Raw genomic sequence first — 18,529 nt, forward strand, 5'->3', positions numbered from 1 at the left:
GGCCCGTTCATGCTGACTTTCATCGCACGACGCCTGCTGATCGCGATCCCGACACTGCTGTTGGTGTCGGTGTTCGTGTTCACGCTGCAAAAGCTCCTGCCGGGCGATCCCGCTCTGGTTCTCGCCGGCGAGGAGCGCGACCCGGAAGTGCTCGCCTTCATCCGCGAGAAGTACCGGCTGAACGACCCGATCTTCTATCAATACGCCTACTGGCTCGGCGGGCTGGTGCAAGGCGATCTCGGCGTCTCCCTACGCACCAACCAGCCGGTGCTGCAGCTGATCCTCGACAAGCTTCCCGTAACCATCCAGCTCGCGGTGATGGCGATGATCATCGCCATGGTAATCGGCATTCCGGCCGGCATCCTGTCGGCGGTGAAGAAGGGCAGCCCCGTCGACTACATCGCCAATTTCGTGGCGCTGTCGGGCCTGTCGATCCCCAATTTCTGGCTCGGCATCATGCTGATCCTGCTGGTTTCCGTGGAACTCGGTTGGCTACCGGCCTCGGGCTACGCATCGCCTTTCGAGGACCCGGCGCGCTCCTTCCAGACCATGATCATGCCCGCCTTCGTGCTCGGCACTGCCCTTGCCGCCACCTTGATGCGCCACACGCGCTCGGCGATGCTCGGCGTGCTCAAGGCCGACTATGTGCGCACGGCCCGCGCCAAGGGCCTGGGCGAGCGCGTCGTCATCCTCAAGCATGCCTTCCGCAACGCGCTGCTGCCCATCGTTACGCTTGGCGCGCTGCTGTTCGGCGAGTTGCTCGCCGGTGCGGTGCTGACCGAGCAGATCTTCACCATTCCCGGCTTCGGCAAGCTGATCGTCGATGCGGTCTTCACCCGCGACTATGCGGTCGTCCAGGGCGTCGTGCTGTGCACCGCGGCCGGCTTCATCCTGATGAACCTCATCGCCGACGTGCTCTACTTCCTGCTCAACCCGCGCATGAGGGCGACGCTGTGACCACGCCCACCACCGCCTCCCCGCCCCTGCCCGTCGATGCCGACGACGGCGCCCTGCCCGCGCGCAGCGGCAGCCGCGCCTGGAAGAAGCTGAAGCGCAACAAGAGCGCGCTCTTCGGCTTCCTGCTGGTCGCCTTCTTCGTCGGCATCGCCGTGCTGGCTCCGATCCTGCCGATTGCCGATCCGGCCGCGACCAGCTGGTCGGCGATCCGCAAGCCGCCGTCCGAGCTCTACTGGCTCGGCAGCGACGAGATCGGCCGCGACATCCTCTCGCGCATGATCTGGGGCGCCCAGGCGTCGCTGCTCGCCGGTGTCGTCTCGGTGCTGATCGCCGTGGTCGTGGGCGTGCCCTTCGGCCTCGTCTCCGGATATTTCGGCGGCTGGACCGACCAGATCATCTCGCGCATCACCGATGCGTTGCTGGCGACGCCCTTCCTCATCCTCGCCATTGCGCTTGCCGCCTTCCTGGGTCCAAGCCTGACCAACGCGATGATCGCCATCGGCCTGTCCGCCACCCCGATCTTCATTCGCCTGACCCGCGGCCAGGTGCTGTCGGTGAAGACGGAGGATTATGTGGAGGGCGCGCGCGCCGTCGGCCTGTCGGACGTCGCCATCATGTGGCACTACATCCTGCCGAACGTCTTCGCGCCGGTGCTGGTGCAGGCGACGCTGACGGTCGCGACCGCAATCATCGCCGAGGCGAGCTTGTCCTTCCTCGGCCTCGGCCAGCAGCCGCCCGATCCCAGCTGGGGATCGATGCTGAACGTCGCCAAGAATTTCATGACCCAGGCGCCGTGGATGGCGTGGTGGCCGGGCGCCGCCATCTTCCTCGTCGTCCTCGGCTTCAACCTGCTCGGCGACGGCTTGCGCGACGCGCTCGATCCGCGCGAGAGCTGACCCCGCGCTTCGGCCCGGCAATAACACGGAAAACCCCCAAGGGAGATCGGATGTCCACCTTCACCACCAGACCGGAAATCCGCGGCACGTTCGGCGTCGTTACCTCGACCCACTGGATCGCCACGGCCGTCGGCATGAGCATCCTGGAAAAGGGCGGCAACGCCTTCGACGCGGCAGCGGCCACCGGCTTCGTGCTGCAGGTGGTCGAGCCGCATCTCAACGGCCCCGGCGGAGACCTGCCGGTGATCCTGCACGATGCGACGAGCGGCAAGATGGAGGTGATCTGCGGCCAGGCCCCGGCTCCGGCCGGCGCGACCATCGAGCACTACCGCCGCGAGGGCCTGTCGCTGATCCCCGGCGACGGGATGCTTGCCACCGTCATTCCCGGCGCCTTCGACGGCTGGATGCTGATGCTGCGCGACCATGGCCGGCTGCCGCTGCGCGATGTCCTGGAGCCGGCGATCCACTATGCCCGCAGCGGCCATCCGATGCTGGCGCGCGTTTCCGCGACCATCGCAGGCCTGGCGGGCTTCTTTGAAAAGGAATGGCCGACCTCGCATGCCACCTGGTGTCCGGGCGGCAAGGCGCCGACGACGGACGAGCTGTTCTGCAACCCCGCCCTTGCCGACACCTGGGAGCGGCTGCTGAGGGAAGCGGAGACGAGGAGCGGCCGCGAGGCGCAGATCGAGGCGGCCCGCGATTGCTTCTACCGCGGCTTCATCGCCGAGGAGATCACCGCCTTCGTCGAAAAGACCGAGGCGATGGACGCCAGCGGCACGCGTCACAAAGGGGTGCTCACAGCCGACGATCTCGCCAACTGGCGCGCGACGACGGAAACGCCGCTGACCTACGACTATCACGAGTGGACCGTCGCCAAGACCGGCCCCTGGGGCCAGGGCCCGGTGCTACTGCAGGCACTCGCCCTGCTCAAGGGCACGGCCATCGGCGAAGTCGATCCGGTCGGCGTCGACTTCGTGCATCTGGTCGCGGAGGCCATGAAGCTCGCCTATGCCGACCGCGAGGCCTATTACAGCGATCCTGCATTCACCGACGTGCCTATGGAGCACCTGCTGTCCGACGCCTACAACGCCGGACGGCGGGCTCTGATCGGCGAGACCGCTTCCTTCGACCTGCGTCCCGGCATCGTGCCGGGCCACGAGGCGCAAGTGCAAAAGGCGATGCAGGTGATCGAAGGGCTCGGGACCTCGGCGACCGGTGTCTATGAGCCGACCATGGCTCATCTGTCGGAAAAGCGCGGCGACACGGTGCATATCGACGTCATCGACCGCTGGGGCAACATGGTCTCCGCCACGCCCTCCGGCGGCTGGCTGCAATCCTCGCCGATCATTCCCGCGCTCGGCTTCTGCCTCAACTCGCGCGCGCAGATGTTCCTGCTGGAGGAAGGGCTGCCGACCTCGCTTGCTCCGGGCAAGCGGCCGCGCACGACGCTGACGCCGAGCCTTGCGCTGAAGAACGGCGTTCCCACGCTCGCCTTCGGCACCCCTGGCGGCGACCAGCAGGACCAGTGGCAGCTGTCGCTGTTCCTGCGCCTTGCCCATCACGATCTCAACCTGCAGCAAGCAATCGACCAGCCGCTGTTCCACACCACCCACTTCCCGGCGTCCTTCTATCCGCGCCAGCGCCAGCCGGGCCACATCATGGTGGAGGAGAGCTTCGGCGAGCCGGTGCTCGGCGCATTACGCGCGCGCGGGCATGCTCTCGACGTGGCGCCCGCCTGGTCCATCGGTCGTCTGACGGCCGCCCGCCGCGACCCGAACGGATTGCTGCGTGCCGCCGCAACGCCGCGGCTGATGCAGGCCTATGCGGCCGGACGCTGACGGGAGAGCGTCTGAATGACCTACTCGATTGTGGCCCGCGACGCCGCGACCGGACAGTTCGGCATTGCCGTCGCCAGCCGCTTCTTCGCGGTCGGCGCCATCGTTCCGTATATGGCCGGCGGTGTCGGCGCCATCGCCACCCAGGCTTTCATCTCGCCGCTCTACGGAACGGACGGATTGAAGATGCTGCAGTCCGGGGCTTCGGCCGAAGACGTCGTCGCGGCGATGACCGGCCGCGATGCCGGTGCCCACTCGCGGCAGCTCCACGTGATGGACGCCGCGGGGCGCAGCGCCGCCTTTACCGGCGAGAAATGCGTTGCCTGGGCAGGGCATCTCGTCGCCGACGGGGTTTCGGTCGCCGGCAACATGCTCACGGGGCCGGCGGTCCTGGAGTCAACGCTGGAAACCTATCTCCGCCACCCGGAGAAAGCGTTCGCCGACCGACTGCTCACCGCGATGGAAGCCGGCGAGGCAGCCGGCGGCGACAAGCGCGGCAAGCAGTCGGCGGCGCTCAAGATCGTCCGGGGCGAAGCCTATCCGTGGATCGACATTCGCGCCGACGACCATCCGGACCCGCTGCCTGAGTTGCGCCGACTGCTGGCGGTCGCCTCCGAGCGTTACCTGCATGTCGCCGAGACCCTGCCGACCTCCGACAATGTGTCGGGCATGCTCGACCGAACGGTCATCGACCTGAAGATCGCCCAGTTGGAGGCGAAGCGGATCAGGGAAGGGCGGCCCTCTGCCTCCTTCGCCACGCCGCTGACCTGAAAGCCGTTGCCCGGCAGCGCAGGCCGGAGTAAGCGCTGGCAATCAGTGATCGGCGGAGGGCGCGATGAACGAGCGGGACCAAGAGGGTGGGGCGAACGGGTCCGTACCGCGTTTCGTCACGCTCGCCTCGCATGAAGGGCCGGGGCTGGCCCGTTACCGCGCCTCGCTCGCCCGTTTCGGCATCACGCCGGACATCGTGTGGACCGGCAAGCCCTACCCCGGCCACCTTGCCGCCATGCAGATGCTGGCTGCGCATCTGGCAAGCCTGCCCGCCGACGAGCTCGTCGTCTATACCGATGCCTTCGACGTGGTGCTGATCCGCGATCCGGCGGAACTCGCCGTGCGCTACAGCGCCTTCGCCAGCCCCATCGTCCTCTCCACCGAGCCCGGCTTCACCTGGAAGCTGCCCGGGCGCCTTGCTGCCTCCCGCGCCTACCCGCCGGCCGGCGGCAGGAGCGGCATGTATCGCTATCTCAATTCCGGCGGTTATGTCGGGACGGCCGGCGCGCTCGCTGTCATGCTGGCGGAACTCGACTATGCCAGCGCCGTCGACTGCGATCAGTCGCTGATCAACAAGTGGTTCATGGAAAATCCCGGCCGGGCCGCGCTCGACTACGATCAAGAGATCTTCGCAAGCTCGGCCTGCCAGTCGGGACTGGAGCGCAAGCTCTACCGGTTCGACGGCGCCCACCTCGTCAACACGCGCACGGGCGGAAAGCCGTTCTTCTTCCACTTCCCGGCCGAGAACCGGTTGTGCACGAAGCATGTGCTCGACATGCTGCCCTTCGAGCTGCCCCGCCTGCCCGTTCGCCTGCGCGACCGGCGCAAATACGTGCTGAACGTGATCGAGAGCCGGCCGACCTTCTGGCTCGATCGGCCGGCCTATCCGCTGGAGGATGTCGTCGGCCTCATCGCCTTCCGGCTGCTGCCGACAGGCGTGCTCGCCGGCCTCGGCTATCTCGCCTGGCGCACCATCGGCTGAGCGCGGCCCCCCCCCCCCTCTACTGCGGGTCCAGCACCGCCTCGACCTCTATCTCCACCTCATAGCCTCCGATGAGATCGCCGACCGCAAGCATCGTGTTGGCCGGGCGGATCTCGCCGAAGACCCGGCCATGCGCGCGCGAAGGACCTTCCCAGGCGCCGACATCCTGCAGGTAGACCCGCGTGCGCACCACATCCTCCATCGAACCACCGAAGGCTGTGAGCGCGGCGGCGATCTTGTCGAGGATATAGGTGGTCTGGGCCTCGGCATCGCCCGGCGCGACGCAATGGTCGGCGCCGTGGGTGGCGGTCGTGCCGGAGACGAGAACCCGGTCGCCGATGCGCATGGCCCGGCTGAAGCCGGCAAGCGGCTCCCAGATGCTGCCCGAGGACAGCCGCCAGCGGTTGGGACGGCCCGGCACCGGCTCCGGCGTGTAGACGCTGGGGATCTGGTCGAGATGATGGCTGAGGTCGCCGGAAGCGGTGAGGAACGGCGGGCGGCGATACTCGTCGCCGCAGTCGCCGGGGATCGGCTTCATCGCGCCGAAGGCATCCTCCAGCAGGGCGCGGTCCTCGTCGTCGAGCGCAAAGCCGAAGAGACGGAGATTGTCCGCCCGGTGCTCGCTCTCGCCCACCCGCGCGCCGATAATCACGCCGGCGACGGAGGGCGTTTCCAGAACCCAACGCGTCGCGACATTGGAGAGGGAAACCCCGTGCTTCTTCGCGATGCGGTCAAGCGCCGAAAGCACACCCTGGAAGGCCTGCCAGCCGCCGGCCGTGTCGATGAAGCGCTTGTATTTCATCCGGCTCCAGTCGGCGATTTCCGTCGGCTCCGACTTGCCGAGCCAACGTTCGGACAGGAACCCGCCGCAGAGCGTGCCGTAGGCGAGAAGCCGCACGCCCCGTTCCTGGCAAAGGGCGGTGAGGGTGCCGGCGGCGCGCCGGTCAACCACCGAGAAGGATACCTGGTTGGACACGACGGGCAGGTTCTCGGCCAGTGCGATGCGCAAATGGCCGGCGTCGAAATTGGTGACGCCGATCTCACGGATGAGCCCGTCCTCGCGCAGCTTCGCAAGATGCTTGAGCGCGTCGAGCCAGCCCGGATGTTCGAAGGTCCACCAGTGGAATTGCAGCAGGTCGACGCATGCAACGCCGAGCCGGTCGAGCCGCTCCTGAACGCCGGCACGCACCACCTCCTCGGTCATCGGACCGGGCTCGGGGCACCACTTTGTGAAGGCGAGCGGGCGCCCCTCCCCCTCGCCGTGGCGCGCCAGCAACCGGCCGGCAACCAGCTCCGCATTGCCGTAGTGGTCCGCCATGTCGAAAGTGGTGAAGCCGGCAGCCGCATAGTCTGCGAGATGCCCGGCTGCCGCATCCAGATCGACGGGCGTTCCGTCCTTCTCGATGTCGGCAATCTGCCAGAGGCCGGTCAGGATGCGGCTGATCTCCAGGTCGGGGCCGAGTTTCGTCGTATCGGGACGGCTGGTCATGTGCGGTCGGATCCTGTCGTGGCGGCGGGTGTGCCGCGCCATCTGCGAAGGAAAGGCAGGCGACGACGCGCGCCGCCCGGTTCGGGAAGCAGCCCTTGCGGGCGGAAGAGAAGGATGGCGCAGAGAGCAACACCGATGATAACGGTTTGCAGCGAGGCGGCCCGCGCCTGCTCGCCGGCAGGAGCCAGCGCCTCGACCAGCGCGGACGATGCCGCCCACAGCGCCCAGACCAGCAGCGCACCGAGGATGGCGCCGCGATTGTTACCCGATCCGCCGACGATGAGCATCGCCCAAACCTGGAAGGTGAGCATCGGCAGGTAGTTCTCGGGCGCAATGAAGCCGATGAAATGCGCCTGCGCGGCACCGCCGAGACCCATGATCGCCCCGCCGAGCGCGAAAGCCTCGATGCGGAAGCGGCGCGGGCTCTTGCCGAGCGCCTCAGCCGCCATCTCATCCTCGCGGATCGCCCGAAGCGCGCGGCCCCAGGGACTTTTCGCCAGATGCTGGAGCATCAGGTAAAGGCCGAACACAACGGCGACGAGCAGCGCCAGATTGGCGAGCGAGAAGGCGAGCGACCGACCGGCGAGATCGCCGAAGGGGCGCGGGATCAGGCTGATGCCGAAGGGACCGCCCGTGACGTCCTCGAGATTGAGCACGGCAAGCTGCACGGTAACCGCGATGCCGAAGGTGGAGATCGCCAGATAGTCGGCCCGCAGGCGAATGGTCATCCAGCCGATCAGCGCCGAGAGCAGTCCGGCCGCAACGAAGGCCCCGAGCCAGCCGACGAGGATCGGCAGGTCGAGGCCGCCAAACCGCCCCTCCACCGCCGGCGATGTCAGCAGCGCCGAGACATACGCCCCGACGGCAACGAACCCGGCGACGCCGACATTGAACAGGCCCGTCTGGCCCCACTGCACATTGAGGCCGAGGACGATCACCGCATAGGTCAGCGCGACGGTTAGGAAGAAGGCGCAATAGGCAAGGAATTCCAGGCTCATGCCGCCCTCCCGAACAGGCCTGTAGGGCGCAGCACCAGCACGACGGTGATCACGGCGAACGCAACCGCCGCCCGCCATTCGGCTCCGATGGTCTGTACCGCAAGCGCCTCGCACAGCCCGACGATCAGCCCACCAAGCATGGCCCCCGGCACGGAGCCTATCCCCCCGAGGATGACGGCGGCGAACAGGGGCAGCAGCAGGTCGAAGCCCATATAGGGGCGGATCTGCACCAGCAGGCCCGACATGGTGCCTGCGGTACAGGCCAGCGCACCGCCGATGATCCACACAGCGCGCACGATCTTTGCCGTATCGATGCCGACGACACCGGCCAGCGCCGGGTTTTCGCTGACCGCGCGCATGGCGCGGCCGAGATCCGTGCGGGTGAGCAGCAGGTGAACGGCGATCACTGCCACGAAGGCGAGACCGATCAGCAACAGCTGGTCCGGCGTGGCACGGATGCCGCCGGGCAGCGGCATGGCGATCTGGAGTTCGCGGGAGTAATAGGCGGGCTTCGAGGTGTAGAGGAATTCGAGCAGGCTGCGCAGCGCCATGGACGCACCGAAGCTCGCCATCACCACGATGATCGCAGTCGCCCCGCGCCCGCGCAGCCTGGCAAACAGGAGATGGTCGACGGCCAGCGCCAGAACCGCCGTGAGCGCCATGGCCAGCAGCCCGGCAAGGATCAGCGCCGCCGATACGCTGAACGGATCGAGCGGGGCCAGGCTGGCGCCGGACACCGCACCGATGGCCAGCGACAGGCTGAGCGAGAGATAGGCGCCCCAGCTGAGCAATTCGCCATGGGCGAAATTCGCGAAGCGCAGGATCGAATAGGTAAGCGTCAGGCCGACGGCGCCAAGGCCGATCATCGCCCCGGCAAGCAGGCCCTCGAGCAGGATCTGGCCGCTCATGGTGTCCCCTCCCCGGCGAGTGCGGCGCCGTCCGCATGGGCGCCCAGGAACAGGCGCCCGATATCGGGATCGGCAGCAAGATCCGCCGCCGGAGCATCGTGGCGCAGCAGGCCGTCGACCAGGATCACGGCGCGCGAGGCAATCGCCAGTGCCGCCCGGACATTCTGCTCGACCAGGAGGATCGGCACGCCACTGCGGTTGATCTCGACCAGTCGGGCGAACATTTCCGACACCGCCTTCGGCGACAGTCCGGCAGACGGTTCGTCGAGGATCAGCACCTTCGGCTCGACCAGCAATGCGCGCGCGGTCGCCAGCATCTGGCGCTGACCGCCCGACAGACCGCCGGCGATGGCGCCCGGCCGGCTGGCAAGGTCGGGATAGGCCGCGAGCATCGCGTTAATGCGCTGCTGGCGCTCGGCCTTGGGCAGGATGGCCGCCGCCACCTGCAGGTTCTCCCGGATCGTCAGCGTGGCGAAGATGTTCTCCGTCTGCGGCACGAAGGCCAGCCCCTTGCGCACCAGCGCGTGGCGAGGCTCGTCCGTGATCTCCTCGCCGGAGAGATGCAAGGTGCCGCCATGCACCGGCACCAGTCCGGCAATCGCCTTGACGAAGGTCGACTTTCCAGCGCCGTTCGGCCCGAGCACCGTGACGAATTCGCCTGGCGCCAGGGTAAAATCGATCCCCTTGACGATGGGCAGGTCCGGCTCGTAGCCGGCGACAAGGCCTCGGGTCGCGAGCGGCGCCGACGATGCGGCGGATACAGCTGCCGTCATGTCGCCGCCTCCGGCACCACCTCGCCGAGATAGGCTTCCGCCACCTCGCGATTGGCCATGATCTCCGCAGGCGTACCGGCCGCCAGTTCCCGCCCGGACGCCATCACGACGATCCGCCCGCACAGGCGGGCGATCATGTCCATGTTGTGCTCGATGAGGAGGATGCTGACGCCCCTGCGGTTGATCTCGACGATCCGGTCGATGATGACATCGAGCAAGGCCGGATTGACGCCCGCAGCCGGCTCGTCGAGCAGGATAACCGCCGGCTCGGCCATCATCACGCGGGCAAGCTCCAGCAGCTTGCGCTGACCGCCGGACAGGACCCGGGCCGGCTGGTCGACGAGATGGCCGAGGGTCACGAACTCGATCAGCGCCCTCGCCCGCTCGCGTGCCGCACGCTCCTCCGCCCGCACTGTGCTGGGCTGCAGGAAGTTGCGCAGAATGCTCTCGCCGGTCTGATTCTGCGCCGCCGCCATGACATTGTCGAGGATACTCATACCGGCGAAGGGCCGCGGGATCTGGAACGTGCGCCCCAGCCCCATTGCCAGTCGCCGCGCGGCCGGCTGATGCTCGATCCGCTCTCCCTTGAGGAGGATTTCGCCGGTGTCCGGCACGAGACTTCCAGCGATCAAGTTGAAAAACGTGGTCTTGCCGGCGCCGTTCGGCCCGATCAGCCCGACGATCTCTCCGCCATGGAGGTCCAGCGACATGCCGTCCACCGCCCGATTGCCGCCGAACCGCCGGGCAACGCCCTTGGCCGACAGAACCGGCGGCACTCCGCCGGCCGATGTGTGCGCTGCCCCGTCCGCAGCGCTGCTGACTGACTGCAAGGATCCGCTCCTTATCCCGGCGCCCGGCAGCGGGGTCTTTTCGCCCCTGCCTGTCGTCCACCCCAAGGGCATCCGACAGCCGCCAAAGGACCGCCTCGCGATCCGTGATGTTTGATCAAACATATCTTGATCACAGATCGTGTTTGATTGTAAAGATGGTTCAGATGGGTTTTTCGGCAGTCTCTGACGGGGCTCGGACGGCCGCCTTGCAAGGCGTTTTCGTCCGCGTGTCGGCACCGGCGCGCCGCAAGACCTGCCCCCGGAGCGGGGAAGCCAAGGAGGAGGCGATGGCTGCAAGGACGGCTGGCGGATCGCTGCGTGTTGCAGGCGCCGTGCCCGATGCCGGCGACAGCGACGGCGCTCTCGCCCCGCTCAATCCGGTCGGGCGTCGCACGGTACAGGACAGCGTCTATGACGAGTTGCGCCGATCGCTGATCCAGGGCCTGTTCGATCCCGGCGAAGTCCTGCGCATCGTCGACGTTTCCAACCGCCTCGGCACCAGCACCATGCCCGTGCGCGAGGCCCTGGCCCGCCTGATCTCGGAGCAGGCGCTGGAAGCGATGCCCAACCGCTCCGTCCGCGTGCCGCTCATCTCCCGCGACCGCCTGGAAGACCTTGCCCGCGCCCGCGCGATCATCGAGAGCGAGGTCATCGGCCTTGCCATGCCGAACGTCACGGATGCGCTCGTCGGCGAACTCGTTCATCTGACCGATGCCTGCGACGCCGTGCTGGCGACCAAAGGGCGCGAGATTTCCGGCGAGGCGGCGGACCTCAACCATGCCTTCCACTTCACCCTCTACCGCGCCGCCGGATCGCAGGTGATGATTCCGATAATCGAGAGCCTGTGGCTGCAATCGGGCCCGTATCTGCGCACCTCCGCCCGGCTCTTCGATGCTGCCACCGACCGATCCGCCACCCATTTCCATCGCGAGATCGTCGAGGCGGTCACGCGCCGCGACGTCCCGGCGGCGCAGGCCGCGCTCAAGGCGGATATCGGCCGCGCTTTCGACATCCTGCGCAAGCATCTGACCGAAACCGGCGAGGAAGCCCGATGAGCACCCGCGACGACAGTTTCGATCTCTACGATCTCCGAGTCGAGGCGGTGATGCCGGAGGACGGAAGCCAAGTCTATTGCGGGGCAAGGCCGGGCGATCACTTCGAGCTGCGCGGCGAGATGCTGCACCTGCCGCCTGGCCAGGGCTTCTCGATCTACTCCATCGCCGCCGTCCTGCCGCTGCTGGCGGCAAAGCAGCGCCCCACCCATCCCAACGACTGGATGACCAGCGACGCGGATGTCGCCTGCCCCGACCCCAACTGCGCCAGCCGGCTGCGCATCACGCGGCTCGGCCTGCGCCGTTTCTCCCACGCGGCGACCACCGCCGTTCCCCTTCCAGGCGCTGCCGACAACGGCGCAAACGGCGAGTGACCCCGTGACCTCGATGGAAACCCATGTCCTGAAGGACGATCACGTCATCTCCCGCGTCGTCCGCGGCGGCTGGCAACTCGCCGGCGGGCATGGCGCGGTCGACCGCGACACGGCAATCGACGACATGATCGCTTTTGCCGATGCCGGTATCACCACCTTCGACTGCGCGGACATCTACACCGGCGTGGAAGAGCTGATCGGCGCCTTTCGCGCGCGCTACCGCGACTTGCGCGGAGAAGAGGCGCTGTCGCGGATCTGCGTCCACACCAAGCTGGTCCCGGATCTCGACCGGCTGATCGGCATCGACCGCGCACATGTGGAGGAACTGGTCGACCGATCGCTGACGCGGCTGCGCTGCGAGCGGCTGGACCTCGTCCAGTTCCACTGGTGGGACTACAACGCTCCTGGCTGGCTGGATGTCGCCCTGTGGCTCAAGGAACTGCGCCAGGCCGGAAAGATCCGCAATATCGGTGTCACCAATTTCGACAGCGATCATGTCGCCGCCATGCTGGCTGCGGGCGTACCGCTGATCTCCGCACAGGTGCAGTATTCATTGCTCGACACGCGCCCGGCCAAGCGGCTCGCCGGCATCGCCCGCGACAACGGCATGTCCTTCCTGTGCTACGGCACGGTCGCCGGCGGTTTCCTGAGCGAGAAATGGCTCGGCCAGGCGGAGCCCGTCGCCGAGCTCGAGAACCGCTCGCTGGTCAAATACAAGCTGATCATCGAGGACTTCGGCGGCTGGGATCTATTCCAGGCGCTGCTTGCCGCCCTCAAGCAGGTCGCCGACAAGCACGGCACCGACATCGCCAGCGTCGCCAGCCGCTGCGTGCTCGACCGCGACCAGGTCGGGGCGGTCATCGTCGGTGCGCGCAACCGGGCGCACCTTCCCTCCAATCTCGGCCTTTGCGAGATCGCCCTGGATGCCGACGACCGCGCGAAGATCGCGGACGTCCTTGCCTCCTCCCGCGAACTGGACGGCGATGTCTACACGCTGGAACGGGACCGCCACGGGCGCCACGGACGCATCATGAAATACAACCTCAACGACGAGAAAGCGGCATGACGGGCGCAGGCGACATCGGCGCTGCCGCCGCGCGCGAAATCGTCGCCCGGCATGCTTTCTTCGTCGACTGGTTCGCCGGCCGGCTCGAAGACGGCGCCTTCGCCGCCGCGCTCGCCGCCTTCGAACCGGACTTCCATCGCATCGGCCCGGACGGCGCCTTGCAGGATCACGCCGGCCTCACGGCGATGCTCGCCGCCTCACGAGGACGCTTTGCGGACGGCTTCGCGATCACCATCGAGGATATCGCGGTGCTGCGCGAGACCGGCGAGGAGGCCTTGATGACCTATGTGGAACGGCAGGAGCACGGCGGAAGGACCACTTTCCGCCGCGCCGGCGCGCTGTTCTCCAGGAATGCCGACGCCCCTTTGGAAGTGGCGTGGCGCTTCGTCCAGGAAACCTGGATCAATGACCGCACGGACGAACAACCGGCGGCAGAATGACGAGAAGGGGAACAGCAATGAGCAAGTTGAAATGGACTTCCGCGCTTGCCGGCGGCGTCCTCGCCGCTCTGGCGGCAGGCTCAATGGCACAGGCCTGCGAGGTCACTGTCGGCCTCGTCCTCGAACTCACCGGCCCTGCGGGCCAGTACGGCCAAGCCGGCGCCAAGTCGGTCGAGATGGCCTTCCGCGACCTCAATGACGCCGGCGGCGTTCTCGACGGCTGCAAGCTTGTGACGGATACCCGCGACAGCCAGAGCCAGGGCAATGTCGCCGTCGATCAGGCGACCCAGCTGGTCAACATCAAGAAGGTGCCGGTCGTCATCGGCGGCATCATCTCCTCGGTATCGATCCCGATCCTGACCTCGGTCACCGCGCCGGCCGGCGTCGTCCAGGTCTCCCCCGCCTCCTCCTCGCCGACGCTGACCCAACTCGCCCGCGATGGAAAGAGCGGCGGCTACTTCTTCCGCACGATCACGTCCGACGCCCTGCAGGGCACTGCGGCGGCGAAATACGCCATCGACCAGGGGCTGAAGAAGCTCGCAATCATCCATGTGAACAACGACTTCGGCGTGAACATGGTGCGCGAGTTCTCCTCCGCCTTCGAGAAGCTCGGCGGCACCATCACCTCCACGACCCCCTATAACGAGAAGCAGGCGAGCTACTCCGCCGAGGCATCCGCCGCGATGGCGGGCGAGCCGGACGCGCTCTATCTCGTCAGCTACCCCGTCGACGGGGCCACCATCGCCCGTGCCTGGATCTCGCAGGGCGGACCGCAGACCTTCCTGCTGAACGACGGCATGAACTCGACCGACTTCATCGAGAGCGTCGGCGCGAAGTTCCTGGACAATGCCTTCGGCACGTCCTCGGGCACCACGCCGACCAAGTCGACGGAGTATTTCTACGGCGCCTACAAGGACTTCTCCGGCGGCATCGAGCCGAGCGCCCCTGCCGCCGACCGCTCCTACGATGCCGGCGCCATCGTCGGTCTTGCCATCGCCAAGGCGGGCTCCGCCGAAGCCGACGCGATCAAGGCCGCCATTCCGCAGGTCGTTGCCGCCGACGGCGAGCCGATCTTCGCCGGCAAGGACGAGTTCGCCCGGGCGCTGGAGCTGATCAAGGCCGGCAAGCCGATCAAGTATGAAGGCGTCATCGGGCCGGTCGGCTTCGACGAATACGGCGACATCACCGGCCCGTTCCGTCTGTGGCGGATCTCGTCCGGCGAAGTCACGACCGTCGGCCAGATGTCGGCGGAGGACGTGATGAGCCTCAAGGACGAGTTGGCCGGCAAGTAAGCCTGCACGCTCAGAAAAGAAGGGCCCGTACCAATGCCGGTGCGGGCCCTTCCCTTTTTGGCGGATTCGCCGGGCGTCAATCGCCCTGGCCGAGCCTCATGCGGCAAGCCCGAGGAGCGCACGCGCCTCGGCAACGCTCGCCGGATGGCGGCCGTATTCCGGGCAAAGATCGACGACCCGCTGCACCAGGGCGGCGTTCGACGGGGCAAGTCGCTCCTTGTCGAGACGGACATTGTCCTCGAGGCCGGTGCGGCAATGGCCGCCGAGCTCGAGGCTCCAGCGGTTCAACTCGATCTGGTTGCGACCGATGCCGGCACCCGTCCATGTCGCCTCGGGCATCAGCCGCTTCAAGGTCTCGACATAGAACTCGAAGACCTTGCGGTCCGCCGGCATGGCGTTCTTCACCCCCATCACGAACTGGACATGCAGCGGCCCCTTGAGACGTCCGTCCTTGACCATCGAAGCCGCCTGGAACACATGCGACAAATCGAAGGCCTCGATCTCCGGCTTGACGTTGTAAGCGAGCATTTCCGAGGCCAGCCAATCCACGAGATCCGGCGGGTTCTCGTAGACGCGCGTCGGGAAATTGTTGGACCCCACCGACAGGGACGCCATGTCGGGAGCCAGCGGCAGCATGCCACCACGAGCCTTTCCGGCACCCGAGCGACCGCCGGTCGACAGCTGGATGATCATGCCGGGGCAATGCTTCTTCAGCCCCTCGACCAGCTGGGCAAACCGCTCCGGATCGGAGGTCGGCTTGCCGTCCTCCTCACGCACGTGACAATGAGCAATCGTCGCTCCCGCCTCGAACGCCTCCTGCGTGCTTTCGACCTGCTCGGCAACGGTGATCGGCACCGCCGGATTATCCGATTTCTGCGGCACGGAACCGGTTATCGCCACGCAGATGATGCAAGGGTCGGACATGGGACGCACATAACCTCCTCTGGAGAAAGATGCGGCTTGAGGCAAACCGCCACCCGGCACCCGCCCCTCCCGGACAGGCGTTTCACGGGAACCTCCGGTCTGGTTAGCAGCTTCACCGGGAATCGGCAAATGAGTGGATCAGACCAGCCCGCGCACCGGCGTCACGACGGTCTGCGAGGCCGAGTTGCCGACCCCGCCGTCCGGTCGGCATCCGCGGGCAAGCACGGCAGCAAGGTCGGAGGCCGGCACCGGAGCCCCGAACAGGAAGCCTTGCGCCACCCGGCACCCGGCGCTTGTAAGAAGCGTCACCTGCTGCTCCGTCTCGACACCCTCCACCGTCACCCCGATATCGAGCCGTGCAGCCAGTTCCAGGATCGAGGTGACGATCGACAGGCTGTGGCGGTCGGTGTCCAGCGACCGCACGAAACTGCGGTCGATCTTGAGTTCATCCCACTGGAAGCTACGCAGATAGGAAAGCGCCGAATAGCCGGTTCCGAAATCGTCTAGCGAGATCGATACGCCCAATGCCTTCAGTTTCTTCAAGGTGGCGATCGCCCGGCGCGTATCCTTCATGACGACGCTTTCGGTCACCTCCAGCTTCAGCCGCGATGCCGGCAGGCCGAAGCGCAGCAGCACATCCGCCACGGTTTCCGCAAGATCCTCGCGGGCGAGTTGCGCGACCGACAGGTTGACCGCCACCGGCAGTTCCATGGAAAGGGCGAGCGCGTCGCGGCAGGCCTGCTCCAGGATGCGCTCGCCGATCTCGACGATCCGGCCCGATGCCTCGGCGATGGGGATGAACTCGCTGGGAGGAACCCAGCCGAGCGAGGGGTGGCGCCAGCGCGCCAGCGCCTCCAGGCCGACGATGCGGCCGGTCAGCATGTCGACCTGGGGCTGGTAGTGGGTGGCGATGTCGCCGTCCTCCAGCGCCTGGGTGATGCCTTCCTCGATCTGGCGGCGGCGCGTAGCGTCCGCGCGCATGGAGACATCGTAGAGCTGCACACGGCCCTTACCGGTTGCCTTGGCATGGCTTAGCGCCAGGTCCGCGTTTTGCAGCATCGACGAGCCGCTCTCGCCGTCTTGTGCCAGGGCAACACCGATCGTCGCGTTGACCACCACGTTGCCGCCGCTCAGGGTATGGGCCTCATGCAGGCCGTCGATGAGCAGCTTGCCCCTGGCGACCGCCTCCTCCTCTCCTCCGGAAAGCCGGGTCAGGACGGTGAATTCGTCGCCGCCGAGCCGCGAGACCACATCGCGCGGGCCCCAGTCGGCAACGATCCGGCGCAACCTATCCGCCACCGAGCGCAGCAGGTCGTCGCCGGACGCATGACCTAGAATGTCGTTGACCGCCTTGAAACCGTCGAGATCCAGCGCAAGAACGGCAAGTCGACCGCCGTCGCGCGACCTTCCGGTCGATATCGCCTGCTCCAGCGCATCGTGAAAGGCGATGCGATTGGGGAGGCCAGTCAAGGGGTCATGACGGGCCGTGAACTCGAACTCCCGCGCCGTCTGCTCGGCCGTGGCTCGCGCACGGCGCAGCGAGCGGGCCTGGAACGACATGAACAGCAGCAAGACAGCACCGATTCCAATCAGAACTTCCACCAGGATGTTCTGGAGCCTCTGGCGCTCAAGCAAGGTTCCACGGATTTCGGCGGCTTCGACCAGATTGTCCATCAGCGCCTCACCGCCGATACGGTCGATGACGCCCACAGCCTTTCCCAGTACGGCGTCGATGCGGGCCAACGCCGCCCGATCGGGCAAGGCGGCATAATCGCTCTCGATCGACGCCACATCTTGCGACAACTCATCGAGCATCGCCTTGCGCCGCGGCGATGCCGAGACGAAGGCGCCGAACGCACCCGACGACCAGGTTTCGATACGGCTCGCCAGGATGTTGTAAAAGAGCCAAGCTTCTTCTGCGTCCGACACGCGGCCGGTCGCTGCGTACTGCGAGATGCGCTGCCGTGCCGTTACCGCATCGACACGCCCATTGAGCCCGGACATGGCAATGTCGTAGCGCATGGACTTGTCGACCGCTCCCCCGGTCGTCAAGACCGCCTCGGCATGCAACAGAACCGCCAGCACCAGAACCACCAGGACCGTAATGGCCAAATGGCGGAAGCGGTCGCCGACGGATGTTGCGCGCTTGAGGAGGATCGACAGGGTCATCGGCTCACTTCAACTTGATGCGACGCAACTGCCAGATCGAGCGGGAGTAATAGAGTTCGTTTCTCAGCTCCGGGAAACGGTCGAAGGGATAGATGACGAAAAGCGGCCCCTTGTCCCGGACGCCCAAATAGGCGCCGTCCGCCTTGAAGGCGAGAAGGATGTCGTAAGCCGTCGCATCGGACACAGGGATTTCGGTGTAGAAATTGTTGAGCGCAACGCCCTCGATCATCTCGCCCTTGCTACCGACTTTCTCCAGGAGGTCCGACAGGAGGATTCCTTCGAAGGTTACCACCTTGTCGTGCCACGGCGTCGAGGTTGTGACCTTGCTGACCCCCATTGCCTCCAGATCGGCGATGGTGAAGTCGCGAGGGGCGCTGCCGTCGATATTGCCCTCCACCGTCAGGACGACAGGACCGGACGCATGGGCGGCGGGGACGGCAAGCAGCCACACGCCTGCAACAAGTGACAGAAAGAACCGTGCAAGTGACATAACCGCTCTCCGTTATTTTACCTATTATTCAATCGAAAGTCGCGGATTGTTTCTTGATGCGCGACGTCGCCGCTTCGATTCAAGCCACACTATAGTACGATAAGGAGGCGAATTTTGGATTAATTACTTTGCACTGCTGTGGAAGATTTACAGTTTTTAAACCATATCGCCCCTTCAGCGCGAAGGTATCAGCGCAAACATAAGTTCGTCGGAGATATTGCAGCGGGTTGATCCGTTCTGGGCCCTTGAAACACCGACAGCCCGGATGGTTTTCATCCGGGCT

Annotated in this window: 19 protein-coding genes; 10 read left to right on the forward strand and 9 right to left on the reverse strand. The window is 66.4% G+C overall.

Features of this window, described 5'->3' with window-relative positions; genetic code table 11:
* Positions 1-9: 9 nt before the first annotated feature.
* The 5 genes from MNI96_RS19760 to MNI96_RS19780 all read left to right on the forward strand — a co-directional run bounded on the left by MNI96_RS19760 (position 10) and on the right by MNI96_RS19780 (position 5,441).
* Positions 10-957 (forward strand): ABC transporter permease, encoded by a 948-nt coding sequence (locus MNI96_RS19760; protein ID WP_249695939.1) that lies wholly within the window; start codon positions 10-12, stop codon positions 955-957.
* A gap of 26 nt (positions 958-983) precedes the next feature.
* Positions 984-1,853, forward strand: coding sequence for an ABC transporter permease (locus tag MNI96_RS19765; RefSeq protein ID WP_249695979.1), 870 nt, complete (start codon positions 984-986; stop codon positions 1,851-1,853).
* Positions 1,854-1,903: 50 nt separating this feature from the next.
* The gene (locus MNI96_RS19770) at positions 1,904-3,691 is read left to right on the forward strand and encodes a gamma-glutamyltransferase family protein (RefSeq protein WP_249695941.1); all 1,788 of its coding nucleotides are present in this window, start codon (positions 1,904-1,906) and stop codon (positions 3,689-3,691) included.
* Between the two features lie 15 nt (positions 3,692-3,706).
* Positions 3,707-4,459 (forward strand): DUF1028 domain-containing protein, encoded by a 753-nt coding sequence (locus tag MNI96_RS19775; protein ID WP_249695943.1) that lies wholly within the window; start codon positions 3,707-3,709, stop codon positions 4,457-4,459.
* 64 nt (positions 4,460-4,523) lie between these two features.
* Positions 4,524-5,441 carry a glycosyltransferase domain-containing protein gene (locus MNI96_RS19780; protein ID WP_249695945.1) on the forward strand — a complete coding sequence of 306 codons (918 nt, stop codon included), beginning with the start codon at positions 4,524-4,526 and terminating at the stop codon, positions 5,439-5,441.
* 19 nt (positions 5,442-5,460) lie between these two features.
* Here the strand turns inward: MNI96_RS19780 and MNI96_RS19785 are convergent, their stop codons facing one another.
* The 5 genes from MNI96_RS19785 to MNI96_RS19805 are packed head-to-tail and all read right to left on the reverse strand — an operon-like array spanning position 5,461 to position 10,439.
* Entirely contained in the window at positions 5,461-6,930 is a 1,470-nt protein-coding gene (locus MNI96_RS19785) for an aldo/keto reductase (protein WP_249695947.1), read from the reverse strand.
* The gene (locus tag MNI96_RS19790; RefSeq protein WP_249695951.1) at positions 6,927-7,928 is read right to left on the reverse strand and encodes a branched-chain amino acid ABC transporter permease; all 1,002 of its coding nucleotides are present in this window, start codon (positions 7,926-7,928) and stop codon (positions 6,927-6,929) included. The genes MNI96_RS19785 and MNI96_RS19790 overlap by 4 nt, the downstream gene beginning before the upstream one ends.
* Positions 7,925-8,836 (reverse strand): branched-chain amino acid ABC transporter permease, encoded by a 912-nt coding sequence (locus tag MNI96_RS19795; RefSeq protein ID WP_249695953.1) that lies wholly within the window; start codon positions 8,834-8,836, stop codon positions 7,925-7,927. The genes MNI96_RS19790 and MNI96_RS19795 overlap by 4 nt, the downstream gene beginning before the upstream one ends.
* On the reverse strand, positions 8,833-9,609 hold the full coding sequence (locus MNI96_RS19800; protein ID WP_249695955.1) for a branched-chain amino acid ABC transporter ATP-binding protein: 777 nt from the start codon (positions 9,607-9,609) through the stop codon (positions 8,833-8,835). The genes MNI96_RS19795 and MNI96_RS19800 overlap by 4 nt, the downstream gene beginning before the upstream one ends.
* A complete protein-coding gene (locus MNI96_RS19805) occupies positions 9,606-10,439 on the reverse strand; it encodes an ABC transporter ATP-binding protein (protein WP_249695957.1) in 834 nt (277 codons plus the stop codon). The genes MNI96_RS19800 and MNI96_RS19805 overlap by 4 nt, the downstream gene beginning before the upstream one ends.
* Before the next feature lie 287 nt (positions 10,440-10,726).
* On the opposite strand from MNI96_RS19805, the gene MNI96_RS19810 reads away from it, so the two are divergent.
* From MNI96_RS19810 to MNI96_RS19830, 5 genes are read left to right on the forward strand one after another with little or no spacing between them, the layout of a single operon-like run.
* Positions 10,727-11,494, forward strand: a complete 768-nt coding sequence (locus tag MNI96_RS19810) for a GntR family transcriptional regulator (protein ID WP_249695959.1) — start codon at positions 10,727-10,729, stop codon at positions 11,492-11,494.
* Entirely contained in the window at positions 11,491-11,865 is a 375-nt protein-coding gene (locus tag MNI96_RS19815; protein WP_249695961.1) for a TIGR04076 family protein, read from the forward strand. Before MNI96_RS19810 ends, MNI96_RS19815 begins: the two co-directional genes overlap by 4 nt.
* 13 nt (positions 11,866-11,878) lie before the next feature.
* Positions 11,879-12,931: an aldo/keto reductase gene (locus tag MNI96_RS19820; protein ID WP_249695980.1), complete on the forward strand. Its 1,053-nt coding sequence runs from the start codon at positions 11,879-11,881 to the stop codon at positions 12,929-12,931.
* Positions 12,928-13,371 (forward strand): hypothetical protein, encoded by a 444-nt coding sequence (locus MNI96_RS19825; RefSeq protein ID WP_249695962.1) that lies wholly within the window; start codon positions 12,928-12,930, stop codon positions 13,369-13,371. The genes MNI96_RS19820 and MNI96_RS19825 overlap by 4 nt, the downstream gene beginning before the upstream one ends.
* A gap of 17 nt (positions 13,372-13,388) precedes the next feature.
* On the forward strand, positions 13,389-14,663 hold the full coding sequence (locus MNI96_RS19830) for an ABC transporter substrate-binding protein (RefSeq protein ID WP_249695964.1): 1,275 nt from the start codon (positions 13,389-13,391) through the stop codon (positions 14,661-14,663).
* Positions 14,664-14,759: 96 nt separating this feature from the next.
* Here the strand turns inward: MNI96_RS19830 and MNI96_RS19835 are convergent, their stop codons facing one another.
* The 4 genes from MNI96_RS19835 to MNI96_RS19850 all read right to left on the reverse strand — a co-directional run.
* Entirely contained in the window at positions 14,760-15,587 is an 828-nt protein-coding gene (locus tag MNI96_RS19835; RefSeq protein WP_249695966.1) for a 3-oxoadipate:acetyl-CoA acetyltransferase, read from the reverse strand.
* Between the two features lie 138 nt (positions 15,588-15,725).
* Entirely contained in the window at positions 15,726-17,756 is a 2,031-nt protein-coding gene (locus MNI96_RS19840; RefSeq protein WP_249695968.1) for a putative bifunctional diguanylate cyclase/phosphodiesterase, read from the reverse strand.
* A 4-nt stretch (positions 17,757-17,760) separates the two neighbouring features.
* Positions 17,761-18,246 (reverse strand): putative pterin-binding protein, encoded by a 486-nt coding sequence (locus tag MNI96_RS19845; RefSeq protein ID WP_249695970.1) that lies wholly within the window; start codon positions 18,244-18,246, stop codon positions 17,761-17,763.
* Between the two features lie 79 nt (positions 18,247-18,325).
* The coding region (locus tag MNI96_RS19850; protein WP_249695972.1) for a hypothetical protein at positions 18,326-18,529 on the reverse strand (204 nt) is incomplete at its 5' end.

The sequence above is a fragment of the Stappia sp. WLB 29 genome (assembly GCF_023507705.1).
In the GTDB taxonomy this organism is placed as follows: domain Bacteria; phylum Pseudomonadota; class Alphaproteobacteria; order Rhizobiales; family Stappiaceae; genus Stappia.